Here is a 25446-nt window from a genome sequence, read left to right as displayed (position 1 = left end):
TATCATAGCGTTTTTTTTATATCAATGCTATTCAGATAATTTATTTTTTAATTCCTGTGCGACATTAGCCGGAATTCCGATAGCTGTAAATTCATCCAAGCCGGCTTCTTTCATTTTCTTTACGGATCCGAAGGTTTTCAAAAGCAGCTTCTTTCTCTTCTCGCCAATTCCGGGAATGTCATCCAACAATGACTGGAAGGCGCTTTTTCCGCGGAGCTGCCGGTGGAAGGTGATGGCGAAGCGGTGGACTTCATCCTGGATGCGCTGAAGCAGATAAAACTCCTGGCTGTTCCGCTCAAGCGGTATGATTTCCAGCGGATTCCCATACAAGAGCTGGGAAGTCCTGTGCTTCTCATCCTTGGCAAGGCCGGATATGGGAATATCAAGCCCGAGCTCATTTTCAAGTACATCCCTGACCGATTCAATATGGCCTTTCCCGCCGTCGACAATAATAAGATCCGGAATGGGCAGACCTTCTTTAAGCACCCTGGTGTACCGCCTCCGGACAGCCTCGCGCATGGATTCATAATCATCCGGTCCCTTGACTGTCTTGATCTTATATTTCCTGTATTCGCGCTTTTCCGGTTTGCCGTCTATGAATACAATCATGGCAGAAACCGGGTCAGTGCCCTGGATATTCGAGTTATCAAAAGCTTCAATGCGGTGCGGCGTATAAATGCCCAGCTGCCTGCCAAGATTTTCAACCGCTTTGATCGTCCGTTCCTCATCCCGTTCTATAAGGGAGAACTTCTCCTGGAGGGCAATCCTGGCATTTTTCCCTGCCAGCTTGACCAGATCTTTCTTCTGGCCGCGCTGCGGTTTGAGCACCTTTACTTCCAGGAGCTTTTCTGCCATTTCTTCATTGACCGTATCCGGCACCAGAATTTCACGCGGTTTAAAATGGTTTGCCTTTGTATAGAACTGGCCCATGAAGGTAAGCATTTCTTCCTCAGGCTCCCCGTAAACCGGGAACAGCGAAACATCTCTTTCAATCAGCTTCCCCTGTCTGATAAAAAAGACCTGGACGCACATCCAGCCCTTATCGACGGCAAAGCCGAATACATCGCGGTCAGTAAAATCGGTCGATGTCATTTTCTGTTTTTCCATCGTCGCTTCAATATGGGCGATCTGGTCCCTCAGTTCCTTCGCCCTTTCAAAATCCAGTTCCTCTGCTGCTGCCGTCATTTTGACTGTAAGCTCTTTCTTGATGTCTTTGTAGCCGCCGTTCAAAAATCGTGCAATCTCATCGACAATATCTTTATACTGCTTTTCGCTGACCGGCTTGACGCAGGGCGCCAGGCACTGGCCCATATGATAGTACAGGCAGACCCTGTCAGGGAGGGTCGAGCACTTCCTGAGCGGATAGATCCGGTCAAGCAGCTTTTTTGTTTCATTCGCCGCCTGGACATTCGGATATGGCCCAAAGTACTTCCCTTTGTCTTTTTTGACATTCCGGGTTGTGATCAGCCTTGGATGGCGTTCAGCTGTCAGCTTGATGAACGGGTAGCTTTTGTCGTCCTTCAGCATGACATTGTATTTTGGATCATACTTTTTGATCAGGTTCATTTCAAGAATGAGGGCTTCCATATCTGATGATGTGACAATATATTCGAAATCCTCAATTTCATTTACAAGGCGGAGCGTTTTGCCGTCATGTGAACCGGTAAAGTAAGAGCGGACTCGGTTCTTCAGTACCTTTGCTTTCCCAACGTAAATCACGGTATCCTGCCTGTCCTTCATAAGGTAGCAGCCTGGCTGGTCCGGCAGCAGCATCAGCTTATTCTTGATTCTTTCGTTCATATTTTCACCCCCGGTGCAAAATCAATCTATATACACGCATTGCGTTACAATTTTTTAGATGCCGCCCTTTCATTTTAATAAAAATTACAAAAGGAAAAAAGCAATAAAGGAAAGGAGGGCAAGATTACTATTATAAAAATTCCACAGGACTGCGTCAATATTTTCTTTTTTTATGAAAACTTCCAGCCCGGCATCAGGAGACATAAGGCAATATTATACATAACAAAACCCCGGCTCTTAGAACCGGGGCCATCTTCAATGTTTACGCGTGTTTTGAAAGAAGTTCTGAAAGAGCTTCTTTTGGCTGGAAGCCGACAACTTTGTCAACGACTTCGCCATCTTTAAGGACCAGCAGTGTAGGAATGCTCATGACACCGAACTTGCCTGCTGTTTCCTGATTTTCATCTACATCGATCTTGACGATTTTCACTTTGTCGCTCATTTCGCTGTCAAGCTCTTCAAGCACAGGTGCAATCATTTTGCATGGTCCGCACCATGGTGCCCAGAAGTCAGCAAGAACCAGGCCAGAGCCAGTTTCTGTTGCAAAAGTTTGATCAGTCGCATTTGTAATTGCCATAATATATGCCTCCTAAAAAGTATAGAGTTTGCCGGGAAGTCCCGTCTGGATTCAGATTGAACAATACAGTTTTCCCGGGCAGCATATCTATGCCTGGCTGCCCAATCAAACCGCCAGCTCGAATTCTAATGACAGTATATCACCGTTTCCCTGACGAAGCTAATAATCTGTTTCGTCCGTAATATACCCTTTTAACACTGTTATATTCATGGTTTGACCCAGAATTAAACCAGGGGCCAAAAGAGAAAGAGCGGCTCGTGCCGCTCCCCTCATTATGCGTTTACAACGACCTTTCTGAATTCCTCGGTCAGCAGCGGGAGCACTTCAAACAAGTCTCCGACGATCCCGTAGTCTGCCACTTTGAAGATATTTGCTTCAGGATCTTTATTGATGGCTACAATCACCTTTGAATTGGACATCCCGGCTAAATGCTGGATGGCGCCGGAGATGCCGCATGCGATATAAAGATCCGGTGTAACAACTTTTCCAGTCTGGCCGATCTGAAGTGAATAATCACAGTACTCTGCATCACAGGCACCGCGGGAAGCCCCGACCGCTCCTCCAAGAAGATCTGCAAGCTCCTTCAGCGGCCCGAAGCCGTCTTCACTCTTGACGCCGCGGCCTCCTGCTACAATTACTTTCGCTTCAGAGAGGTCCACCCCTTCAGAAGCTTTTCTTACCACTTCTTTAATGATGGTGCGCAGGTCTTTGATTTCAACAGAAAGTGAAGCTGTATCCCCAGTGCGTGACTCATCCTTTTCAAGCGGTGCGATATTATTTGGCCTGATCGTTGCAAAGATCAGCCCGTCTGTGATGATCTTCTTTTCAAAAGCTTTGCCTGAATAAATCGGGCGTGTGAATACAATATTTCCGCCGCTTTCTTCAACGCTGACTGCATCAGAGATGAGGCCGGATTCAAGCTTTGCTGCAATCCTCGGCGACAGGTCTTTCCCAAGCGCTGTATGTCCGAACACGATCCCTTCCGGACCTTCAGAATCCACCACAGCCAGGAGTGCCTGTGAAAAGCCGTCTGAACTATATTGCTTCAGCTTTTCGTCCTCCACAGTAACAACCCTGTCTGCACCGTACTGGATCAGCTCTGCTCCCAGTGCGCTGACTGAATCCCCAATCAGAACGCCGACAACCTCGCCTCCTTCAGATGCAATTTTGGCAGCTGCAATCGCTTCGAACGATACATTCCGCAATGATCCGTCCCTGACTTCGCCCAATACCAATACTTTTCTAGCCATTTTGTGTACCTCCTGAGTATTTATTCTGTATCAATGAATTAAATGACTTTCGCTTCAGTGTGAAGAAGGCTGACAAGCTCTTTGACCTGGTCTTCAAGGTCGCCTTCCAGCACTTTACCGGCTTCCTTCTTCGGAGGGAGATATATTTCGATCGTCTTTGTCTTCGCCTCTACATCATCTTCTTCAAGGTCAAGATCATCCAGCTCAAGCTCCTCAAGCGGCTTTTTCTTCGCCTTCATGATTCCCGGCAGAGAAGGATATCTCGGTTCATTCAAGCCCTGCTGAGCTGTAGCGAGAAGAGGAAGGCTTGTTTCAATCACTTCAGAATCACCTTCAACATCCCGGACAATCGTTGCTGTTGTACCGCTGATGTCCAGTTTCGTGATAGTAGTGATATAAGGGATATCCAGCAGCTCTGCGACACGAGGGCCAACCTGGCCTGAGCCGCCGTCAATGGCCACATTTCCTGCCAGGATCAAATCGGCTTCTTTGTCCTTTAAGTATTCGGACAGGATCTTGGCTGTTGTGAACTGGTCTCCGGCTTCCACATCATCTTCCGTGTTGATCAGTACCGCTTTGTCAGCTCCCATCGCAAGTGCGGTCCGGAGCTGCTTTTCAGCTTCCTCCGTGCCTACGGAAATGACCGTGACTTCGCCGCCATGCTCATCCCTCACCTGGATCGCTTCCTCGACGGCATATTCATCGTACGGGTTAATGATGAATTCTGCGCCATCTTCATTGATCTGTCCGCCCGAAATGGAAATTTTCTCCTCGGTATCAAAGGTTCTTTTTAATAAAACATAAATGTTCATTATGTTCCCTCCCAAATTGATAGGTTAGATGAATCGAATAATTGTTTGCGTTTACATTTTAGAAAAAAATATCAGTTTAAAAGATTGGGAAAATTCAAGGCGGAGTAAATCCCCAGCCAAGAAGCTGAGGGAAACACTCTCTTTGCAGCAGTTATTTTCCTTTAAAAGCAGGCTCTCTTTTTTCAATGAAAGCCGAGATCCCTTCCTGCCCATCTTCAGAGGCGAACACTTTTCCAAAGAGTTCCGCTTCTTTTTCTACCCCATTATAAAACTCAGCATGCTTGGAATGGCTGAGAAGCTCAATTGCCGCTTTCAGCGCAATCGGACTCTTCCTGGCAATTTTCTTTGCCATATTAAACGCATTTTCCAGCAGCTCTTCTTCAGGGAATGCATGGTTGGCCAAGCCATACTGGACTGCCTGGATGCCTGTGATCGGATCACTTGTGAACAGCATTTCCGCTGCCCGTGCAGATCCTACCAGCCTTGGCAGCCGCTGTGTGCCGGCAAAGCCCGGGACAAGACCCAGCTGAAGCTCTGGAAGGCCCAGCTTGGCTGTTTCGGAAACAAGCCTGAAATGGCAGCCCATGGCAAGCTCGAGGCCCCCTCCAAGCGCAGCTCCGTGAATGGCGGCAATAATCGGCTTCGGAAATGATTCCATCCTTTCGAACAGATCCTGGCCGAACTTGCCCAGTTTAGAAAAGTCGCCGCTGGACTCTACCTCTGTAAATTCTTTGATGTCAGCGCCCGCTGAGAAGAAACGGCCTTCCCCATGGATGAGGACCACCCTGACCTCGTCAGTTTCTTCAATTTCATCCAATACACCGGAAAGCTCTTTAAGCACGCCGGAAGAAAGTGCATTTGCAGGAGGCCGGCTGATTGCAATCTCGGCAACCATATCCTGATGCGACCAAGTTAAATACTCCATGTTTACCCTCCTATAATCGTCGGTTTACTCTTATTATCAGAGTCTGCCTGCCCTAACGGCTGGAACAGCCGTGCACAAGCAGTTTATGGACAGCAGGGGCCAGATCAGTCAGGCTGTACTTTTGGTCGTTCATGACCCAGGTCGTTACAGTTTCGTCTATTGTGCCAAAAATCATCTGTCTGGCCAGCCTGATATCAAGCGAGGGTGAAAATTCCCCGGTTTCAATTCCTGATGCAAGTATCTGATCGATCGCCTTCAAATAGCCTTTCAGCACGTCATTGATTTTTAAGCGCAAATCCTTATTGGACTGCCTTAATTCCAGCTGGGTGACAATGGCCAGATGGTGATCTTCAGATAAAAGCTTAAAATGATTTTCGACCATCATTAATAATTTCTCTGTGGCTGAGTCATTTCCTGCAATATTCTGTTCGATTTTTTCAACAAAAGATCCCATTTTCTCTTCAAAAAGTGAAATCAGGATATCTTCCTTATTCTTAAAATATAAGTATATCGTCCCGTCAGCCACCCCGGCCTGCCTCGCAATTTTCGAAACCTGGGCCTGGTGGTAGCCGTTTTCTGCTATAACCACTACAGCAGCCTCAATAATTTGCATATATTTTGGTTTATTCTTCTTCAACATTTTTCCCCCGTTCCATTTATCAAAAAGCGCAAAGAAAGGGATAATGCTGTCATGCAGATTGTTCCTTTGTGCTAAAATGAATGAATCATCATTCATATTTTTATAATAGTATTACAAGCAAAAGTTGTCAAGAATTTGTCATGATAAAATTTTCTTATCGGCGCTGAGGCGGACAAGCTCTATTTTTCAAAATAAAGAGTCCGAATGGAGATCCGGTCTCAGGAAGGATTTGAATCTGTTTGTTTATACTTTACTCTATTATCCGCTATTTTAAAAATGATCAGGCTTGCTTTTTCTGTTCTTCTTCCAATTTCTTTTTCTCTTCTTCTACAAGAGCCCGGCGCAGTATTTTTCCGACGGCTGTTTTCGGGAGCTCACTCCTGAATTCATAAATCCTTGGAACCTTGTAGGCAGCAAGATGTTTCCTCGCAAATTCATTCAATTCTTCTTCGGATGCCTCATGCCCTTCTTTCATGACTATATAGGCTTTGACCGTTTCCCCCCTGTATGGGTCAGGGATCCCTGCAGCCACAACTTCCTGTACGCCCGGATGTTCATAGATGACTTCTTCTATTTCACGCGGGTAAATATTGAAGCCGCCGGCAATGATCATATCTTTTTTGCGGTCCACAACATAGAAATAGCCTGATTCGTCCATATACCCAAGATCACCTGTAAGGAGCCAGCCGTCCCTTAAAGTCTGGGCCGTATCCTCCGGACGGTTCCAGTAGCCTTTCATGACTTGAGGGCCCTTTACTGCTATTTCCCCGACTTCCCCGGGAGGCAGCTTTTCGCCATTTTCCATTGAGAACACCGCAGCATCTGTATCAGGCCATGGCACACCAATGCTTCCTTTAACCCTCGGACGGTCCCATAGATAGTTTGAATGGGTGACCGGTGAAGATTCTGTCAGCCCGTAGCCTTCAACGAGCTTTCCTCCCGTCACTTCCTCAAAACGCTGCTGTACTTCAACCGGCAGGGGAGCTGAGCCGCTGATGCAGGAATCGATCGATGACAGGTCATATTTCTGAAGATCCGGATGGTTGAGAAGCCCTATATAGATGGTTGGCGCTCCAGGAAACAGGGTTGGCCTTTGCTTTTGGATGGTTTTCAAAGTTGTCTCGGCATCAAATTTCGGCAGCAGGACCATCTTATATGCCTGCATAATGGAAAGGATCATCACAGTGGTCATGCCGTACACATGAAAAAACGGCAGCAGGCCGAGAACGATTTCTTCCCCGCGGCGGCATTTGTACAGCCATGCCTGGCACATGGAAGCATTGCTGACAAGATTCCTGTGGGTAAGCATGACCCCTTTGGGGAATCCTGTGGTCCCGCCTGTATATTGCAGCAGGGCGATATCTTCTTCATAGTCGAAGCTATGCTCCTTCAGGCTACCGATGGGACGCTTCAATATTTCCTTCAGCAAGTGGTTATTTCCTTCATGCTTCACATTAACTACAATGCCATATTGCTTTTTCTGGATATACGGGTAGACAAGATTCTTTGGGAAAGGGAGAGCATCTTTGACAGCGGTTACAATAATATGCTTGATCTCTGTTTTTGGGACAGCCTTTGAAACACGCGGAAACAGAATATCAAGTGTGATGATGGCTTTTGCCCCGGAGTCTTTCATCTGGTACTCAATTTCTCTTTCCATATAGAGCGGATTGGTCTGGACTACCACCCCGCCCGCTATCAGGATGCCATAATAGCTGATGACTGACTGCGGAGTATTGGGAAGCATGATGGCCACTCTGTCCCCTTTTTCGATGCCCAGCCCCTGAAGATAGGAGGCAAGCTTGAGCGCCTGCTCATACACCTCCTTAAACGTAAATTCCCTGCCCATAAAGTGAATGGCGCTTTTGGTTGGAAACTCCTCTGCTGCTCTTTTTAAATACTGCTGTACCGGTTCGTCTGTGTATGTCAAAGTCGGGGGGATATCTTCCGGATAGCTTTGAAGCCAAGGCCTTTCTTCTGTCATTTTTTTCCCTCCTTCAAAAATGATTTGTTAGAACATTCTAACTGTTCCCATTCATTATAGTATAAGGAAATAATCATGACAATCTGTATGAGCCAAAGGACCTGCTGTTTGGTTCCTGAAAAATAAAAAAACTGCAGGCATGCCCCGCATTAAGGGTTTGCCTGCAGTTTTTGCCGCCATATGCCGGCGGCTCTAACTTTATGCGATGAAAAATATATACACGGCTCCGATGACTATAAATAGCCCGCAAAGCACCAGAAGAATTTTCGCCAATTTTTCCACAGTTCTCCCGCTCCCTGTTAGATGCCTGCCCCGATGACATATGACAATCCGATTGAAATGACCATGGATATGAATCCGACCGCCTTGTTATTATTTTCGATTTCCTCATCGATCCTGAACTTCGGGGTCAGGAATTCATAAATGAAATAGCCTGCCAGCAAAAGGAAAAAACCGAAGACCCCCCAGCCGATCATGGTGAAAAGTGAATCATGCTGAGAAATGGAATGCCTGAAGATGTTGGCGATCCCGAATATCTTCCCCCCTGTTGCCATGGCTACAGCAATATTGCCTTTTTTGATTTCTTCCCAGTTTTTATATTTAGTGACAAGTTCAAAAATGGCCAAAAACACAATCATGCACAAAATGACGACGCTGTAATATGCCGCTGTCTGGATATACTCATTTTCCCAAAAACCGTTCATTCAGACTCTCCCCATCATTTGAACTCCACCACGGTTACGCCTGATCCGCCTTCACCCGCTTCCCCGAAACGGATCCGCTTTACAGACCGGTGGTTCTTCAAGTATTCCTGCACTCCCTGGCGCAGAGCCCCTGTCCCTTTTCCATGAATGATCGAGACCCGGGGATAATTGGACAATAGCGCATCATCAATATATTTCTCGACTCTGATCAGCGCATCCTCATACCGCTCACCGCGCAGGTCCAGTTCAAGGCCTACATGGGAGTCCCTGCCTTTTACGATGGCCATCGCCTTTGTTTCCTTCGGCTTTGGACTTTTAATAAACTCCAGGTCCCGTTCTTTTACCTTCATTTTCAGGATGCCGATCTGAACCTGCCACTCGTCTTCTGAAGCTCTTTCCAGAAGATGCCCTTTTTGGCCAAAGGTCAGTACCTTTACTTCATCCCCGGCTGCAAAATCATGCTTGTCAGACTTTCTTGCCTCTTTTTTGCTTTTGCTGACTTTCGGTGCAGCATCCTCCAGCTTCTTCCGGGCGTCGATCAGCTCATGCTCCTTCACTTCAGCATGCTTTTCGATGCGCATCTTTCTGAGATCACGGATGATCTCTTCTGCTTCCGCCTTCGCCTTCTCGACAATGTCAGCGGCTTTGGCGGCAGCCTTTTCCTGCATCTCGTCCTTTTGCTCATAATACTCCATCATCTGCTTCTGCATATCCTTATGGAGCATATCAGCGCCCCGCAGCAGCTCGTGAGCCTCTTCCAGCTCTTTTTCCGCCTGGCGCCTGCTGTCTTCAAGAGACGCGATCATGTTCTCGATCTGGCTGCTGTCCTCGCTCACATGGGAGCGTGCAGATTCGATTACAGAATTATCGAGGCCAAGGCGCCTGGAGATTTCAAAGGCATTGCTCCGGCCCGGTACCCCGATCAGGAGTTTATAAGTGGGGCTGAGCGTCTCAATATCGAATTCGACACTGGCATTGATAACTCCTTCCCTGTTATACCCGTAAGCCTTCAGTTCAGGATAATGGGTCGTCGCAATAACGCGGCTGCCCCTTTTGTATACCTCATCAAGGATGGAAATAGCAAGGGCTGCCCCTTCCTGCGGATCTGTCCCGGCTCCAAGCTCATCGAAAAGGACAAGGCTTTCAAAATCAGCCTTGGCTAAAATATCAACAATATTGACCATATGTGAAGAAAATGTACTCAAGCTTTGTTCAATAGACTGCTCATCCCCGATATCCGCATAGACAGCCCCAAATACAGACACCTCTGATCCATCCAGAGCAGGAATCTGCAGGCCTGCCTGGGCCATCAGCGTACACAACCCCACAGTTTTAAGCGTTACAGTCTTTCCTCCGGTATTCGGTCCCGTAATCACAATGGTTGTGTAGTCCCTGCCTAGAGAAATATCGTTAGCCACCGCTTCATCTATCGGCAACAGCGGATGCCTTGCCTTGAATAGATTGATCCTTCGCTCATTATTCACTTCCGGCTTGGATGCTTTAAGCCTCCTGCTGTACCTTCCCTTTGCAAACATAAAGTCAACCTCGGCCAGGACCTCGACGATCATATCGAGCTCAGGCTGATAGGCCGCCGCCCGTCCGGAAAGTTCAACTAGTATGCGCTCAATTTCCTGCTGTTCCTTCACCCTGATGCTCTGCAGCTCGTTGTTCAGCTGCACGATTGCCTGCGGTTCAATGAACAGCGTCTGCCCTGATGAACTTTGATCATGGATGATTCCCCCGTAATGGCCGCGGTATTCCTGTTTGACCGGGATGACAAAACGGTCATTCCGGATGGTGATAATGGCATCTGACAGCATTTTCGCCGCATTGGAAGAACGGATCATGCTCTCCAGCCGCTCACGCACACGTGACTCCCTTGTGCGAAGCTGTGTTCTGATGGACCGGAGGGCATCGCTCGCACTATCCAGCATTTCGCCGTTTTCATCGATTGCCATGCGGATGGCCTCTTCAAGCTCAGCCAGCACGATTACCCTATCCATATACTCAGTCAGTATCGGCAGTTCTGATTCTTCGTTTGAAAAATCATCAATAAAGCGCTTCAGCTGTCTGCTTGCATGGACTGTGCTTGCAATCTGCACCAGTTCCTGGGGGCTCAGCATGCCTCCAATCACTGATCTTTTTACATGGGGACGGATATCAAAAATGCCCCCAAGCGGAATATTGCCTTTTATCCGCAGCACTTTAACCGCTTCATCTGTTTCCTCCTGCAGCCGCACCACTTCTTCGTAATCGGCAGAAGGAAGGAGCACTTCTGCTTTACTGCGTCCAAGCGAAGATGACACATGCTCAAGCAGCTGCTCCCTGACTTTATTAAATTCAAGCACCTTAAGCACCCGTGAATCCATGGAGTAATTCCTCCCTTTTTCTTTCTAGTCCTTCTCTATATAAGCCCTCAAGTCCGGCTGTAATTCTCCGCCTTTGACAAAGGAATCATCAATCATTCCGTTTAAGGAAGGAAAGAAGTTCTTCCATGCTGTAAGCATTTATTACATTTTCCTTCCTCAGCCATGCCTTTCTCCCTGCTGCAGCACCGATTTCCATATGGATGAGGGTGTCAAGCTTATGCGCATCTGTATTGATGACTAGCTTCACTCCCGCCTCCTGTGCCTTCCTTAAATGTTCTGCTGCCAAATCAAGCCGGTTCGGGTTGGCATTCAGCTCCAGGGCAGTATTTGTCTCCCTGGCAAGCTCGATCAGCATCTCCATATCCACCTGATAGCCTTCCCTCCGGCCGATCAGCCTGCCGGTCGGGTGGGCGATGATATCCACATGGCCGTTCATCAGGGCCGTCTTCAGACGTTCCATTATTTTATCCTTTGGCTGGCTGAAGGAGGAATGGATCGAGGCGATGACCACATCAACTTCTCCCAGCAAGTCATCTTCAAAATCGAGCGTCCCATCCGGAAGGATATCCATCTCGATCCCTGTCAGGATTTTGATGTCGTCATATTTTTCATTCAAGCTCCTGATCTCTTCCATTTGCTTTCTCAGTCTTTCCGGCGTCAGTCCATTTGCTACCTTCAGGTACTGGGAATGATCAGTGATGGCCAAATATTGATAGCCTCTTTTGCGGCATGCCTCTGCCATTTCTTCAATAGTGTGGGCACCGTCGCTCCAGGTGGAGTGCATATGAAGATCTCCCTTTATATCTTCCAGGGAAATGAGCTCCATGCCTGCCTTAAAATCTTCTACCTCACGGCCGTCCTCGCGGATTTCCGGAGGAATGAAAGGGAGGCCGAAATGCGCATAAAAGGCTTCTTCATCCTTGAAAGTAAGGACTTCGCCCGTTTCAGCATTCTCAACACCATACTCACTTATTTTTTCTCCGCGTTCCTTTGCCAGCTGGCGCATCCGCACATTATGGTCCTTAGAGCCGGTAAAATGATGAAGCGCTGTCGCAAATTCATCCTGTGATACGATCCGGAAATCAGCAGACACATCATACTGATGATCAAATGTCAGCGAGACCTTTGTGTCGCCTGCAGCAATGACATCCTTAATGCCCGGAAGGCTGAGCAGGGCTTCTTTCACTGATGAAGGATCATCGGAAGCAATGATAAAATCCAGGTCCTTGACTGTTTCCCGCATCCTGCGCAGGCTGCCTGCCCTGGAGAACCTGATGATCGAATCCACCCCTGCAAGCCTTGCTTCAATATCCTCTGCAATCGGAAGCATAAAGGCAGCCGGGAGACGGTCCGGCCTTTTACCTGCATTGGCAAGCGCTTCAAGGATCTTTTCCTCTGTTTTCTTTCCGAAGCCTGCAAGCGCCTGAACCCTGCCGTCCCTGCATGCCTGCTCAAGGTCTTCAGCGTCCTCGACCCCAAGCTCCTTATAGAGCTTCGCTATCTTCTTGCCGCCAAGTCCCGGCAGCTGGAGCAGCGGGATAAGGCCTGCAGGCACTTCTTCCTGCAGCTCCTTCAGCACGGTTGATGTTCCTTCTTCGATATATTCCTCGATGACCGCAGCCGTCCCTTTACCGATACCGGAAAGCTTCGTGAAATCCTTTATTTCTGAAAACTTGTCATCATTTGCTTCCAGGGCCCCTGCAGCCTTCCGGAAGGCCGCGACCTTGAACGGATTTTCACCTTTCAATTCCATATATACTGCTATTGTCTCCAATAGTCTTACCACATCTTTTTTATTTGGGTTCATTTTCTGCACCTGCCTTTAGAACATTCTCTCTCCTTATCCTTACCCTGAAACAGCGATTATTCTCCCATTCCATCCAGGAGAGCATATAAGTATAATAGCAAACATAGCCTACTATCACGATTTTTTAAAAAAACTGTGCTAAACACGGCTGTTGATTTTGGGGAATCAGCACAGCTGAGTGGCGAGTTGAAACAGAGTTTGACATGAATGAGCCCCAAAACAGCATGTACCACTAACAAAGCATTATAAAAAGAAAACTTCTCTGCTCAAAGAGAAGTTATGCAGCCTTATATTCAATCCACATTTCCTTTAGCTGCTGCGAAAGTGCAGGTGTATGGTTTATGATGAACTTTGCGGTGCCTGAATCATCGATCGGCTGCTGGACTGCTTCCACAGGGAGCAGTGCTCCTATGTATAACAAGATAAAAATGATAAGATAGACTTCAGCAAAACCGAGCAGTCCGCCTGCCCAAACATTGAGCTGCTTCAGCACAGGCAGTGAAGATACAAAATCCAGCATGCTGCCGATGATCTGCAGAATGATCCTTACAGCAAAAAAAATCACGACAAAAGCAATGGCGCGATAATAGGCATCCTCCATATTGGCATTGTCGAAAAACAGCTGAAGGGAAGAATCGCTTCCAAAATTCGGATAGGGCACCCAGAGGTTCAGCTTGGGAGCGAGGTCATCATAATACATATTTGCTGCAATAAAAGCAACGATGAAGCCTGCTAAATGGATGAGCTGAAGGATAAACCCCCTTTTTAATCCCATAAAAAATCCAAAAACCAGTAATATTAAAATGGCGAGATCCAACATGACCCTGTTCAGTCCTTTACTCTTTTTAATTCATCTTCAAGCCGTTCAAGGCGGTCTAATATCTTAATATAATCATTAACGGCATTGACTGCCGTCAGGACGGCAAGCTTGCTGCTGTCAAGTGAAGGATTCAAGGAGCTTATTTCGCGCATCTTTTCATCAACCATAGAAGCGACAAGCCGGATATGGCCTGAGCTTTCCTGGCCGACGATGACATACTGCTGTCCATAAATATCAACACTTGTGCGGTTTTTCTGCGTATCTGACAACGCTAATGCCCCCATTCCTTCCAAATCCTAATCTATATGATAACATGAACGTAAAAGAGTGGGAAGTCAAAGCCTGTCAAATTAAGCCGTATCAAGGGGAATGCTGCTGTTTTTATGGATCGTTTACATGAAGACTGATGCTGGAGTTGATCGGCGGATTCAATTTTGGCCTGTAAAGTTTTGTTTATACATATATATTTCTTTTCTAGGAGTGGTAGATATGAGCCATGTTGTACTTCAGAAACATCCCTCGGAAATCGAGGAAATGAAAGCTTACTATAAGCCAAACCTGTCCGGAAAAACACCACAGGGAGGCATTTTTGCCGCCAAAACGGCAAATTGCAGCATAACTGCATATAAATCCGGGAAGGTGCTTTTCCAAGGGGCCGGCTCTGCATCAGAAGCGGCAAAATGGGGAAGCCCTGCCGAAAAAAAGGCGGCATCACCCAAAAGCCCCCAAGGCTCACACCTTCCGCCTTCTTTTGAAAGCCTTTCTGTCATCGGATCAGATGAGGTCGGGACAGGCGATTATTTCGGTCCAATCACTGTTGTTGCGGCATATGCAAAAAAAGAAAGCCTCCCGCTGCTGAAGGAACTTGGCGTAAAAGATTCAAAACATCTGAAGGATGACCAGATTATCAGGATTGCCAAGGAAATAAAAGAGGTTGTTCCGTACAGCCTGCTGACGCTTAAAAACAGCAAATATAACCAGCTTCAGCAGTCAGGCATGTCCCAGGGGAAGATCAAAGCGCTGCTTCACAACCAGGCAATCGGCAATGTGCTGAAAAAGATGGCACCAGAAAAGCCTGAAGCCATCCTGATTGACCAGTTTGCAAAAGAAGATGTCTATTATAGACATCTTCAAGGACAGTCAGTGATCCAAAGGGAAAATGTCTTTTTCAGCACAAAGGCTGAAGGCATCCACCTCTCGGTCGCCGCCGCCTCCATTCTGGCCCGCTACGCCTTCCTGCGGTATTTCGACAAGCTCAGTGAAGAAGCCGGATTTACCCTGCCAAAAGGTGCCGGGGCTCAGGTGGATAAAGCTGCGGCACGGCTGATCAAGGCTAAAGGAAGGCAGGTTCTGCCTGATTTTGTGAAATTGCATTTCGCTAATACAGAGAAAGCTTCGCGGATTGCAGGCATTTAGCCTGAGACTTAAAAAGGAAGCCTGCAGCTAATTGATTCTGCAGAAAAAAGGGGTACGGAATCTTCCGTACCCCTTTTTACGCTTATGCACCTTTATTCAACAACGTGTCTCCTGTATTAATTAAATTATCCTGGGTGCAGAGCTGAAATCATAACTTTCGTAACCCTGTTAATCGGATTGGAAGGCACGTAGGCTCCGGCGGGACTGCACGGGCAATTTTCACACAATCCGGGCGCAGCGGGAGAAGGCCCAACTTATCCTAAGGAGCGACGGACTTTAATCAGACATCTGCAGCCTCTTTAATTGGCCCTGCAAACTTACCCAACTAATTTTTAAGAACCCTGTTGATTGGAGTGCAAGGCACGCAGACTCCTGCGGGTTTGCAGCGGCAATGCTGAGACCCCGCAGCGCGCAGAGGGAGGAGGCTCAGCGTCGCCCCGCGGAAAGCGAAGTGTCTGGAACGGAAATCAACAGCCCCATTAGCTGAGCCTGCAAACTTGCCCAACTAATTTTAAGAACCCTGTTGATTGGAGTGCAAGGCACGCAGACTCCTGCGGGATTGCAGCGGCAATGCTGAGACCCCGCAGCGCGCAGCGTGAGGAGGCTCAGCGTCGCCCCGCGGAAAGCGAAGTGCCTGGAACGGAAATCAACAGCCCCATTTACAATAGCAACTTCCTTCAAACTCAATTTTTTTATTTACAAAAGGCAGCCTGTCGGCTGCCTTTTATATTAATATTAACCTCGCAATACTGCTCCGGCTTTTTCTTTTACTGCTTCAAGCACTTTATCATGAGCTTTGGCGATATCTTCATCTGTCAGTGTTTTCTCCGGATCAAAATATTTCAGGGAGAATGCAAGCGATTTTTTGCCAGCCTCCATCCTGTCTCCTTCATATAGATCGAACACTGCGACTTCCTTCAGAAGGCTTCCGCCAGCTTCCTTGATGATGCGCTCCAGCTCTCCTGCTTCTTTTCCAGAATCAATCACAAGGGCGATATCCCTTGTGATTGACGGATAGCGCGGAATGGCTTGATATTGAAGCGGAGCGGTTTCCTCTTCAAGCACATCCTTGAGGGAAAGCTCAAATACATAGGTTTCCTTCAGGTCAAGATCCTTCTCGACTGTTGGATGGACTCCCCCGATAAAACCGATTTTTTTGCCGGAAAGAATAATTTCAGCTGTTCTTCCCGGGTGCATGCCGTCAACTGAGGCACGCTGGTATTCAACTTTTCCTTCAAGGCCAAGGCGGGCAAATAAGCCTTCCACGATTCCTTTTAACACAAAGAAATCGACCGGCTTTTTCTCTCCCTGCCATGGGTGGGAGTGCCAAAGGCCTGTGACTGCCGCTGCAAGATGCTCGCGCTCCTCCGGGAGGCTCTCGCTGCCATTGGACAGGAATACGGAACCTGTCTCATATACGGCAAGGCTGTCATTCTGGCGGGCTGTGTTGTATTTCAATACCTCGAGCAGCTGCGGAACAATGCTTTGGCGAAGGATGCTGCGGTCTTCGCTCATGGGCATCGCCAGCTTGATCGGTTCGCGGCTTTCAAGGGCATATTGACCTGCTTTCTTTTCGCTGGTCAAAGCATAGGTCACTGCCTGGTATAACCCGGCACCTTCAAGATAGCGGCGGACGATGCGGCGTTTCTTTTGATACTCCGTCAGGCTTCCTGGAGTCGATTCCCCGGAAGGCAATGTGACAGGAAGGTTATCATACCCATACAATCTTGCCACTTCTTCAATCAGGTCTTCCTCGATCGTGATATCACCGCGGCGGCTTGGGACTGTTACGGTAATGGAACCATTGTCTGCAGATGCCTCAAACTGAAGGCGGGCGAAGATATCTTCTACCTCTGCCATCGCCAGTTCAGTTCCGAGGACCCTGTTGATCTTTTCCAGGGAAATGGAGATGACTGCAGGCTCGATTGTGAGCGAATCAGCTTCAACTGATCCTTCAAGAACTTCACCTGAAGCATACTTCTCCATCAGTTCAGCTGCTCTTTCTGCAGCAGCACGGACACGGTTAGGGTCTACACCCTTCTCGTAGCGGGTGCTGGCTTCGCTTCTCAGGCCGTGGTCTTTCGACGCTTTGCGGATCGTTCCCGCTGTGAAATACGCAGATTCAAGAAGGACTGTCGTTGTATCTGACTGCACCTCGGAAGTAGCGCCGCCCATTACACCTGCAAGCGCTACAGGCTCACTTCCATTCGTAATGACAAGATGCTCTGCTGAAAGCTTCCTTTCTGCATCATCCAGCGTGACAATGGTTTCACCTTCATTCGCACGGCGTACAAGGATTTCTTTGGAGCCAAGGCGCCCATAGTCAAAAGCATGGAGCGGCTGACCGTATTCAAGCAGGACATAGTTCGTGATATCAACCACATTATTATGCGGCCTAATGCCCTCAGCCATCAGCCTCGTCTGCATCCATAGAGGCGAAGGGCCGACTTTCACGTTTTTGATTACCTTTGCCACATAAAGCGGGTTGTCTTCCTTGGCTTCTACATTCACAGTGATATAGTCTGAAGCTTTTTCAGCTGATTCGGCTGCCTGCGGGGATGGAAGCTTCACTTCTCTTCCCAGAATGGCTGCAACCTCATAAGCTACACCGAGCATGCTCAGGCAATCTGCACGGTTCGGGGTGAGTCCAAGTTCCAGGATATGATCATCCCTGTTGAGCATTTCAAGCGCATCCTCGCCCACTTCCACGTCATTCGGGAAAACAAAGATGCCTTCAGAGAATTCCTTGGCCACAAGCTTGCTCTCGATTCCAAGCTCCTGAAGAGAGCAGATCATGCCGTTGGATTCTTCGCCGCGCAGCTTTGCACGTTTGATTTTGAAGTTGCCCGGCAGGACAGCGCCGACTGTTGCAACGGCAACCTTCTGCCCTTTATCCACATTAGGCGCGCCGCAGATAATCTGCACAGGCGCTTCTCCTCCTGTATCAACCAGGCATTTATTCAGCTTGTCGGCATTCGGGTGCTGCTCGCGTTCCAGCACGTGGCCGACAACTACACCTTTGATGCCTTCGTTCAATGTTTCGATTCCTTCTACTTCTATTCCGCTCTTAGTAATCTTTTCTGCCAATTGTGCTGCGGAGATGCCGGATAAATCTACATACTCCTGCAGCCATTTATATGAAACCAACATAAAGCAGTCCTCCTATTCCTGTACTGAAAATTGTTTCAAGAAACGAATGTCGTTTGTATAAAAATGGCGGATATCATCTATGCCATATTTCAGCATCGCAATCCGCTCTACGCCCATGCCGAATGCAAAGCCGGTATATTTCTTCGGATCATAGCCTGCCATCTCAAGCACATGCGGGTGGACCATGCCTGCACCAAGCACTTCGATCCAGCCGGTGCCTTTGCAGACACTGCAGCCTTTCCCGCCGCAGATCTTGCAGGAAATATCCACTTCAACAGAAGGTTCTGTGAACGGGAAGAAGCTCGGGCGGAGGCGGATTTCCCGTTCCTCGCCAAACATCTTTTTAGCAAAGACCTCAAGCGTGCCTTTTAGATCTGCCATGCTGATCCCTTCGGCCACAACCAATCCTTCTATCTGCATGAACTGATGGGAGTGAGTCGCATCATCGTTATCGCGGCGGTATACCTTGCCTGGACAGATGATTTTGACAGGCCCTTTCCCTTCATTTGCCTCCATTGTGCGCGCCTGCACAGGAGAGGTATGGGTACGGAGAAGCGTTTCTTCCGTAATATAGAATGAATCCTGCATATCCCTGGCAGGATGCCCTTTCGGCAGGTTCAGCGCTTCAAAGTTATAATAGTCGCTTTCGACTTCATAGCCTTCCGCTACTGAATAGCCCATCCCAATGAACAGGTCTTCAATCTCTTCCACGATTTTCGTCAGCGCATGATGAGTCCCGGTTCTGACTGGGCTTCCCGGAAGGGTCACATCGATGGTCTCTTCGGCCAGCTTTTGTTCAACTGCTGCCCTCTCAAGCTTTTCCTGCTTTTCTTCGATGGCTGAAGAAATGCTGTCGCGCACTTCATTTGCCAGCGCCCCCATTTTCGGACGCTCTTCCGCCGATAATTTGCCCATCCCTTTCAGGACTTCAGTAATCGGGCCTTTTTTGCCAAGATAAGATACACGGATATCATTGAGCTCTTTCAGGTTCTCAGCTTTTTCAACTGAAGTTAAAGCTTCCTGCTGCAATTCTTTTAAACGATCTTGCATCTTTTTTCCTCCTTTTTACGTAACAGCGATATTTTTAGGCAAAATAAAAAACCCCTCCCTGTTAAGGGACGAGGTTTTGGCTTCGCGGTACCACCCTTATTAACAGCCGCCTTTCAAAGAAGGTGCTGTTCGCTTCATTCAGATAACGGCTGTGCCGGGGGCATCTTTCGATTTGCAGTGTCTGCAAATGTTCCCGATGCCAGCTCAGGAGGTGAACTTCACTTAAAAAATACTCTAAAATGCTTCCAGTCACGGCATTTTATCCCTGGTGAGCTTTTATAAGCTACTTTTCTCCATCATCGCTTTTTTATGTAATGCAGTTTTGCTGTTTATTATAGTATATTCTTCCCTTTGTTTCAAACTCTTTTCAAGTTTTTGCTGGCCCAATTCAATTCTTCAGATAATACAGTAGGATGCCTGCTGCGACCGCAACATTGAGCGACTCGCTTTTTCCGTATATCGGGATATAAAGATTCTTATCTGTCCGCGCAAGCAGTTCAGGGCTGACCCCGCTGCCTTCATTTCCGACCAGAAGCGCAAAACGGCCGGCCGGATGGGTCTCCTTGTATGGTGATCCATTTTCAAGCGCAGTCCCGTAGACCGGTATTTCCTCTTCCTCAAGCCTGTCCATCCACTCATTGAGACTGCCTCTTATAATCGGAAGATGGAAGTGGCTGCCCTGGGCGGACCGGAGAACCTTAGGATTATAAATATCTGCACTGCCTTTCCCGACTATCACTGCATCAATTCCAGCAGCATCAGCTGTCCTGATCATGGTTCCCAGATTGCCTGGATCCTGGACAGCATCAATCAGCAGGAAGGTGCTTCCCTTTACAGAAGCCGGCGTTTTTTCTTCTTTGCATACCGCGATGACCCCCTGGGGAGTTTCGGTGTCTGAGAGTGATTTGATGATTTCATCGGTTACCATTGTTACCGGCAGCTCGCCGTAATCCCAGCGGACAGGCAGCTCTGCATTTTCACTGATGATCAGCTCGATGGCTTTTTCTCCCTTTAGGGCTTCTTCCGCCAGGTGATATCCTTCAGCAAGGAATATGCCCGTTTTATCGCGCTCTTTCTTGGCCAGCAGCTTCCTCCATTGTTTGATCTGCGGATTATTGGCAGATTGAATATGCTTCAACACGGTCTCTCCTTTATCTTTCAGCTTTCAATTTTCTTATTATAGCTTACCCTCTGTACATAATAAATCCAAAAATAGAAAACATATTAAAGAATTGAATATGAAAGGGGTGCGTGCAGATGAATCTGAACTTGCGCAATGCCATTATCCACAATGTTTCCGGCAACTCTCAGGACGAGCTGAAGGAGACCATAGTCGACGCAATCCAGAACGGCGAAGAAAAAATGCTGCCTGGCCTTGGCGTCCTCTTCGAAGTCATCTGGCAGAACTCATCAGAAGAAGACAAAAAAGAAATGCTCCAGACCTTGGAGAGCAGTTTGAAATAGGAGCTGCAGGGATGGTGACAGGCACCTATACCAATTTCGAAAGTGGTATAGGTGCCTGTCACCCGCTGAAAACCAAAAAACGAACAGCCCCGCAAAGAGGGGCTGTTCGTTTTTTCAATCGAAAGTAATCCTGTCAACAGTTTCCTTATCCAAACGTTTAATCACTTCAACGATGAGCTTAACTGCATTTTCATAGTCGTCGCGATGAAGCATGGCTGCGTGTGAATGGATATACCGTGTGGCAATCGTGATGGCCAGGGACGGCACCCCATTATGTGACAGATGGATGGCGCCTGAGTCTGCACCTCCGCCGGCAATGCTGTCGAACTGATATGGGATATTCATTTCGTCCGCTGTATCTGTGACAAGGTCGCGCAAGCCTTTGTGGGAAACAAGGGATGCATCATAAAGGATGATCTGCGGTCCTTTGCCCATCTTGCTCAATGCTTCCTTCTCAGAAATCCCCGGTGTATCCCCTGCGATTCCTACATCCACGCCAAATCCGATATCCGGTTCAATGAGGTTGGCAGCTGTCTTTGCTCCTCTCAGCCCTACTTCTTCCTGCACAGTACCGACACCGTATACCACGTTTGGATGCTCGGCATCTTTAAGCTGCTTCAGAACATCGATGGCGATGGCGCAGCCAATGCGGTTGTCCCATGCTTTGGCAAGCAGCATTTTTTCGTTATTCATCACAGTAAATTCAAAATAAGGGACTGCCATATCACCTGGCTTGACTCCCCATTCCATCGCTTCTTCGCGGCTGGAAGCACCGATATCAATGAACATATCCTTGATGTCGACCGGCTTTTTGCGGGCTTCAGGAGGAAGGATATGCGGCGGCTTGGATCCGATGATGCCTGTAACGTCCCCTTTGCTAGTTACAATGGTGACACGCTGGGCAAGCATAACCTGTGACCACCAGCCACCGACCGTCTGGAAGCGGAGGAAGCCTTTGTCATCAATGCTTGTGATCATGAATCCTACTTCGTCCAGGTGTCCGGCAACCATGATTTTCGGTCCGCCCTCTTTTCCTGTTTTCTTGGCCACAAGGCTGCCAAGGCCGTCAGTTGTCACTTCGTCTGCAAATTCTGTTATGTATTTCTTCATGACTTCGCGAACTTCGCGCTCATTGCCCGGAATGCCTTTTGCATCAGTCAATTCTTTCAGCATCGTCAGCGTTTCATCTAATTTTGCCATTTGTTTCGACTCCCTTAATATTTATTTTCTTCTCCATTATACCTTACTGTCCCATGGTGTAAAAAGAAAAATCCGAATCTTGCGGATTCCTCCCGATCGGACAAAATTAATCTGTTAGTATCCTTGCCGCTGCCTTTCATAATTCACTTCATTCTTCTCCACATAAGCCCTTTCAATTTGTTCTTCAGAAAAGCCAAGCATTTCTGCCAGACTTATATAAGCGCCCAAAAGCACATTAAAATCCTCAAGGGTCCTGGAAGCTTTGAATGTATCTATTAAATGATAGAGATTCAGAAACTGATGGGACAATGATTCGCCTTTTTCCTGCGGCTCAATGGCGGCACTTTCCCCAAATCCGCATTCAATTCCGAGTGACAGGATGAAATGGACGCCGTCGACGAATTCCTCAAGAATGACTGCAGGCTCAGAAGCCGGCTTCTGGCTCCAGAATTTAAAGCACCTCGTTTCATTGGCCAGCTCACCCAGTTCTACCAAAAGGGCAAGGATTTTTCTGTCAAAAAGATTTTCTTCTGTTAATTGGTGCTCTGTCTCAATATGAAGGTCAAGCGCTCTCTGCATATCAAAAAGCCTGTTAATATTCATAGCAATCAAACTTCTCCTTTCAAACCGGCCCCCTGGATTGGCAGCTGACGGTGATGGGCCATGGCAAAAAAATCATCCGTCAGAAAAAATTATAACAAATTAAAAAAAGAACGAAACTTTTTTGAGATATATCCGTAAGTAAAGATAAAACTGTGACCAGTGGAGGTATTTTATGATGTGGGCGATACGCTTGCTTTTGTTTGCACTCATTTTATTTCTCATCTACACATGCGTTAAATATATAATCAATCCAAAGCGGAAGCTCGAGCTTGCCCATGAACAAAAGCGCTATTATTTCCTGGATGACCAGAATAATGTCCGCAAAAATTTCCTGATTACGTACAAGGGCGTCCTGCTTGAGGGGGAGAAATATTTAGGGACCACTGACAATGCTTTTGAGGTTGTTTCCATTTTTATTTGGCCTCATAATCCGTCCTCTCTCAAAGGGATGGTAAGGGAAGACTTTCAATTCATTGAAAGAAAAATTTCGGAGCAATATCCCAATGCAAAGCTTGACTGGAAGAGCCCCATCAAGGAATTCATGAGCAAAGGCACAGACTCTATTTAAGGGAGTTTGAAAGCTGAACTTTAGAAAAAGGAAAAGGCGCCAATCATCCGGCTGGCGCCTTTTTATCATGCAAAAAATTGACTTATACCCAGCGGCCGGAGCGATGTTCTTCTTATGCTGTTTCCTTGAAAAAATCCCGCCATTGAATAACGCTCATCTTCTCTCTTAGTATATACACTAAAACTCCAAGTACCAGCAGAATTGCCAATGCGGCCGGAAGCGAAAACCGGCTGATGAACCCGCCAAACATGGTATAGCATACCGCCATAGGCAGATTGGTCAGCCAGCTTCCCTTCACAAACTCCCCAAACCGTTTATACCGCTCAAGCAGACAAAAGGTGAGCAGATGATAATGAACGAAAGGGATCAGCCGGAGAACAGCCACCTGGCCTGCAGTAAGATTCCTGTATTCGCCGAACCAGCGTTTCTTCAAAGAAGTCAGCTTACTGCGGGCAGCGGGCATTTTTTCCAGCAGCCAATAAAAGAGCATATTCCCAAGGAGAAGCCCTGCAGCAGAATAGGCGGTGCCCGGAACCATTCCGAATGCCGCCCCTCCCGCTATGCAAACAGCAGCCGCAGGCACGAAAAGAAACAGCCTTATTGTATGAAGCAGAATGAATAAGACCGGAGACAGCCAGCCGCCCGTATGGACGGCGGCCAATATGAGAGACAGCATTTCATTCATGGTTGCCACCTTCTTTGCTGTTAAATCTTGATGTTACTTTAACATATAGCAAATGAAGGCAGCTTATGACCAAACGGCAAGCAAATATATACAGACTGCCGCTTCAATTATGCTCAGCGCCGGCAGCCCGTATTTAAAAGCATCATGCTTTGTTTTATGCCTGAATTTATTCATGCCGGCGTACATTCCCGGAGCCCCGAAAACAAAAGCTATGGTCCAAAGTGTTCTTTCGCTTATCCGATATTGATTTTTCTGTGCTTTTTGTTTATCTGCCCTCATAATAAAATAGCCTGCTGCATTGATCAGCAGCAAATACAAAGCAGCCCATTGCATTAACAGCCAGCCCCTTTATGTATAGTCATATTATTGAAAAAAGCCATCCTCATAGCGAGAATGGCTTTCTAAAGGCCTCAGCCTTATTACTTGCTCAGGTTCTGCTTTGCAACAGAAGCTAATTCTGCAAATGCTTTTTCGTCAGCAACTGCAAGTTCAGCAAGCATTTTGCGGTTCACTTCGATGCCTGCAACCTTAAGGCCATGCATCAAACGGCTGTAAGAAAGACCGTTCATGCGGGCAGCCGCATTGATACGAGTGATCCATAGTTTACGGAAGTCGCGCTTTTTCTGGCGACGGTCACGGTATGCATACATTAATGATTTCATAACCTGCTGGTTAGCAACTTTATATAATGTATGTTTTGAACCGAAATAACCTTTGGCTAATTTAAGAACTTTTTTACGACGTTTGCGAGTAACTGTACCGCCTTTTACACGTGGCATATCTTTTCCCTCCTATATTCGGAAATTACTTAATGTTGTCTAGCATATGGCGAATGCGTCTGAAATCGCCTTTGGAAACAATCGCAGCTTTACGAAGCTTACGCTTTTGTTTAGTTGATTTGTTAGCAAATAAGTGGCTAGTGTAAGCGTGAGAACGTTTCAGTTTGCCTGAACCAGTCTTCTTGAAGCGCTTAGCTGTACCGCGGTGAGTTTTCATTTTTGGCATGTGGAATTCCCCCTCTTTACTTGTCGATTTTAGGTGCTAAGACCATGAACATGCTGCGTCCGTCCATTTTCGGATGTGATTCCACAGCTGCAACTTCCTTGCAGGCTTCCGCAAAACGGACTAAAACACGCTGACCAATTTCCTTATGTGTAATCGCACGACCTTTGAATCGGATCGAAGCTTTTACTTTATCGCCCTTTTCCAGGAACTTAATTGCATTTCGCAGCTTTGTATTAAAGTCATGCTCATCAATAGTCGGACTTAAGCGAACTTCTTTGATATTGATAATCTTTTGGTTTTTGCGAGCTTCTTTTTCCTTCTTCTGCTGCTCAAACTTAAACTTTCCATAGTCCATGATACGGGCTACAGGAGGTTTAGCATTTGGCGCAACAAGAACAACGTCAAGATTTACGCGTGTAGCAATTTCCAGCGCTTCATTCTTGGACTTGATTCCCAATTGCTCGCCATTTTGGTCAATTAGACGAACTTCACGGGCGCGGATGCCCTCGTTTAACAACATATCTTGTTTGCTAATAGTTAGCCACCTCCAAGGTTTTGTGCGAATACAACGTCTGAGTCAAGAGCAGCCGCAAGCTGCAGAACCTGCACCGAATCCC

General features: G+C 47.3%; 25 protein-coding genes and 1 other annotated feature. Of the genes, 3 read left to right on the top strand and 22 right to left on the bottom strand.

What is annotated here, in order from left to right; genetic code table 11:
- Positions 1-27: 27 nt before the first annotated feature.
- The 12 genes from uvrC to zapA all read right to left on the bottom strand — a co-directional run bounded on the left by uvrC (position 28) and on the right by zapA (position 13957).
- Complete coding sequence (uvrC, locus tag Q9R36_RS15255) at positions 28-1800, bottom strand: excinuclease ABC subunit UvrC (protein WP_101550484.1); 1773 nt, start codon at positions 1798-1800, stop codon at positions 28-30.
- 262 nt (positions 1801-2062) lie between these two features.
- The gene (gene trxA, locus Q9R36_RS15250) at positions 2063-2377 is read right to left on the bottom strand and encodes a thioredoxin (protein ID WP_009796020.1); all 315 of its coding nucleotides are present in this window, start codon (positions 2375-2377) and stop codon (positions 2063-2065) included.
- A 272-nt stretch (positions 2378-2649) separates the two neighbouring features.
- Positions 2650-3627, bottom strand: coding sequence for an electron transfer flavoprotein subunit alpha/FixB family protein (locus Q9R36_RS15245; protein ID WP_009796019.1), 978 nt, complete (start codon positions 3625-3627; stop codon positions 2650-2652).
- A gap of 38 nt (positions 3628-3665) precedes the next feature.
- Positions 3666-4439 carry an electron transfer flavoprotein subunit beta/FixA family protein gene (locus Q9R36_RS15240; RefSeq protein WP_009796018.1) on the bottom strand — a complete coding sequence of 258 codons (774 nt, stop codon included), beginning with the start codon at positions 4437-4439 and terminating at the stop codon, positions 3666-3668.
- 151 nt (positions 4440-4590) lie between these two features.
- Entirely contained in the window at positions 4591-5364 is a 774-nt protein-coding gene (locus Q9R36_RS15235) for an enoyl-CoA hydratase (protein ID WP_022544255.1), read from the bottom strand.
- 52 nt (positions 5365-5416) lie between these two features.
- Positions 5417-6001 (bottom strand): fatty acid metabolism transcriptional regulator FadR, encoded by a 585-nt coding sequence (locus Q9R36_RS15230; protein WP_009796016.1) that lies wholly within the window; start codon positions 5999-6001, stop codon positions 5417-5419.
- A 283-nt stretch (positions 6002-6284) separates the two neighbouring features.
- Complete coding sequence (locus tag Q9R36_RS15225; protein ID WP_101550486.1) at positions 6285-7988, bottom strand: long-chain-fatty-acid--CoA ligase; 1704 nt, start codon at positions 7986-7988, stop codon at positions 6285-6287.
- A gap of 299 nt (positions 7989-8287) precedes the next feature.
- Positions 8288-8692 (bottom strand): DUF350 domain-containing protein, encoded by a 405-nt coding sequence (locus Q9R36_RS15220; RefSeq protein ID WP_009796014.1) that lies wholly within the window; start codon positions 8690-8692, stop codon positions 8288-8290.
- Positions 8693-8706: 14 nt separating this feature from the next.
- A complete protein-coding gene (locus tag Q9R36_RS15215) occupies positions 8707-11061 on the bottom strand; it encodes an endonuclease MutS2 (RefSeq protein WP_311225462.1) in 2355 nt (784 codons plus the stop codon).
- Between the two features lie 88 nt (positions 11062-11149).
- On the bottom strand, positions 11150-12868 hold the full coding sequence (gene polX, locus Q9R36_RS15210; RefSeq protein ID WP_311225461.1) for a DNA polymerase/3'-5' exonuclease PolX: 1719 nt from the start codon (positions 12866-12868) through the stop codon (positions 11150-11152).
- A 277-nt stretch (positions 12869-13145) separates the two neighbouring features.
- Positions 13146-13688 carry a CvpA family protein gene (locus Q9R36_RS15205; RefSeq protein WP_009796010.1) on the bottom strand — a complete coding sequence of 181 codons (543 nt, stop codon included), beginning with the start codon at positions 13686-13688 and terminating at the stop codon, positions 13146-13148.
- Between the two features lie 8 nt (positions 13689-13696).
- Positions 13697-13957: a cell division protein ZapA gene (gene zapA / locus Q9R36_RS15200; RefSeq protein ID WP_101550488.1), complete on the bottom strand. Its 261-nt coding sequence runs from the start codon at positions 13955-13957 to the stop codon at positions 13697-13699.
- Positions 13958-14177: 220 nt separating this feature from the next.
- Between zapA and rnhC the strand changes: the two genes are divergently transcribed.
- Positions 14178-15104, top strand: a complete 927-nt coding sequence (rnhC, locus tag Q9R36_RS15195) for a ribonuclease HIII (RefSeq protein ID WP_022544259.1) — start codon at positions 14178-14180, stop codon at positions 15102-15104.
- A gap of 735 nt (positions 15105-15839) precedes the next feature.
- Here rnhC and pheT read toward each other — a convergent pair.
- The 3 genes from pheT to Q9R36_RS15180 all read right to left on the bottom strand — a co-directional run bounded on the left by pheT (position 15840) and on the right by Q9R36_RS15180 (position 20442).
- Positions 15840-18254 carry a phenylalanine--tRNA ligase subunit beta gene (gene pheT, locus Q9R36_RS15190; RefSeq protein WP_253618105.1) on the bottom strand — a complete coding sequence of 805 codons (2415 nt, stop codon included), beginning with the start codon at positions 18252-18254 and terminating at the stop codon, positions 15840-15842.
- A gap of 12 nt (positions 18255-18266) precedes the next feature.
- Complete coding sequence (pheS, locus tag Q9R36_RS15185; RefSeq protein WP_009796006.1) at positions 18267-19304, bottom strand: phenylalanine--tRNA ligase subunit alpha; 1038 nt, start codon at positions 19302-19304, stop codon at positions 18267-18269.
- Between the two features lie 61 nt (positions 19305-19365).
- Positions 19366-19613 (bottom strand) — a binding site (T-box leader).
- Between the two features lie 79 nt (positions 19614-19692).
- Positions 19693-20442, bottom strand: coding sequence for a TrmH family RNA methyltransferase (locus Q9R36_RS15180; RefSeq protein WP_129613938.1), 750 nt, complete (start codon positions 20440-20442; stop codon positions 19693-19695).
- 119 nt (positions 20443-20561) lie between these two features.
- Here Q9R36_RS15180 and sspI point away from each other — a divergent pair, with 119 nt between their 5' ends.
- Positions 20562-20768: a small acid-soluble spore protein SspI gene (sspI, locus tag Q9R36_RS15175; RefSeq protein ID WP_009796004.1), complete on the top strand. Its 207-nt coding sequence runs from the start codon at positions 20562-20564 to the stop codon at positions 20766-20768.
- A gap of 114 nt (positions 20769-20882) precedes the next feature.
- Here sspI and Q9R36_RS15170 read toward each other — a convergent pair whose 3' ends face one another.
- Complete coding sequence (locus Q9R36_RS15170; protein ID WP_009796003.1) at positions 20883-21968, bottom strand: M42 family metallopeptidase; 1086 nt, start codon at positions 21966-21968, stop codon at positions 20883-20885.
- A gap of 114 nt (positions 21969-22082) precedes the next feature.
- A complete protein-coding gene (locus Q9R36_RS15165) occupies positions 22083-22571 on the bottom strand; it encodes a dUTP diphosphatase (RefSeq protein ID WP_022544260.1) in 489 nt (162 codons plus the stop codon).
- A gap of 172 nt (positions 22572-22743) precedes the next feature.
- On the opposite strand from Q9R36_RS15165, the gene Q9R36_RS15160 reads away from it, so the two are divergent.
- Entirely contained in the window at positions 22744-23139 is a 396-nt protein-coding gene (locus Q9R36_RS15160) for a hypothetical protein (protein ID WP_009796133.1), read from the top strand.
- 112 nt (positions 23140-23251) lie between these two features.
- Here the strand turns inward: Q9R36_RS15160 and Q9R36_RS15155 are convergent, their stop codons facing one another.
- From Q9R36_RS15155 to infC, 5 genes are all read right to left on the bottom strand, one after another.
- Positions 23252-23824: a TVP38/TMEM64 family protein gene (locus Q9R36_RS15155; protein WP_148948947.1), complete on the bottom strand. Its 573-nt coding sequence runs from the start codon at positions 23822-23824 to the stop codon at positions 23252-23254.
- 63 nt (positions 23825-23887) lie between these two features.
- Positions 23888-24157, bottom strand: a complete 270-nt coding sequence (locus Q9R36_RS15150) for a DUF1294 domain-containing protein (RefSeq protein ID WP_009796131.1) — start codon at positions 24155-24157, stop codon at positions 23888-23890.
- A gap of 86 nt (positions 24158-24243) precedes the next feature.
- Positions 24244-24603 carry a 50S ribosomal protein L20 gene (gene rplT, locus Q9R36_RS15145; RefSeq protein WP_009796130.1) on the bottom strand — a complete coding sequence of 120 codons (360 nt, stop codon included), beginning with the start codon at positions 24601-24603 and terminating at the stop codon, positions 24244-24246.
- 25 nt (positions 24604-24628) lie between these two features.
- Entirely contained in the window at positions 24629-24829 is a 201-nt protein-coding gene (gene rpmI / locus Q9R36_RS15140; RefSeq protein ID WP_009796129.1) for a 50S ribosomal protein L35, read from the bottom strand.
- Positions 24830-24845: 16 nt separating this feature from the next.
- Positions 24846-25349, bottom strand: coding sequence for a translation initiation factor IF-3 (gene infC / locus Q9R36_RS15135; protein WP_022544261.1), 504 nt, complete (start codon positions 25347-25349; stop codon positions 24846-24848).
- Between the last annotated feature and the right edge of the window lie 97 nt (positions 25350-25446).

This window comes from Bacillus sp. AG4(2022), from assembly GCF_031844465.1.
GTDB classification, from domain to species: domain Bacteria; phylum Bacillota; class Bacilli; order Bacillales; family Cytobacillaceae; genus Bacillus_AB; species Bacillus_AB infantis.
This window is presented reverse-complemented; position numbering and strand designations above follow the sequence as displayed.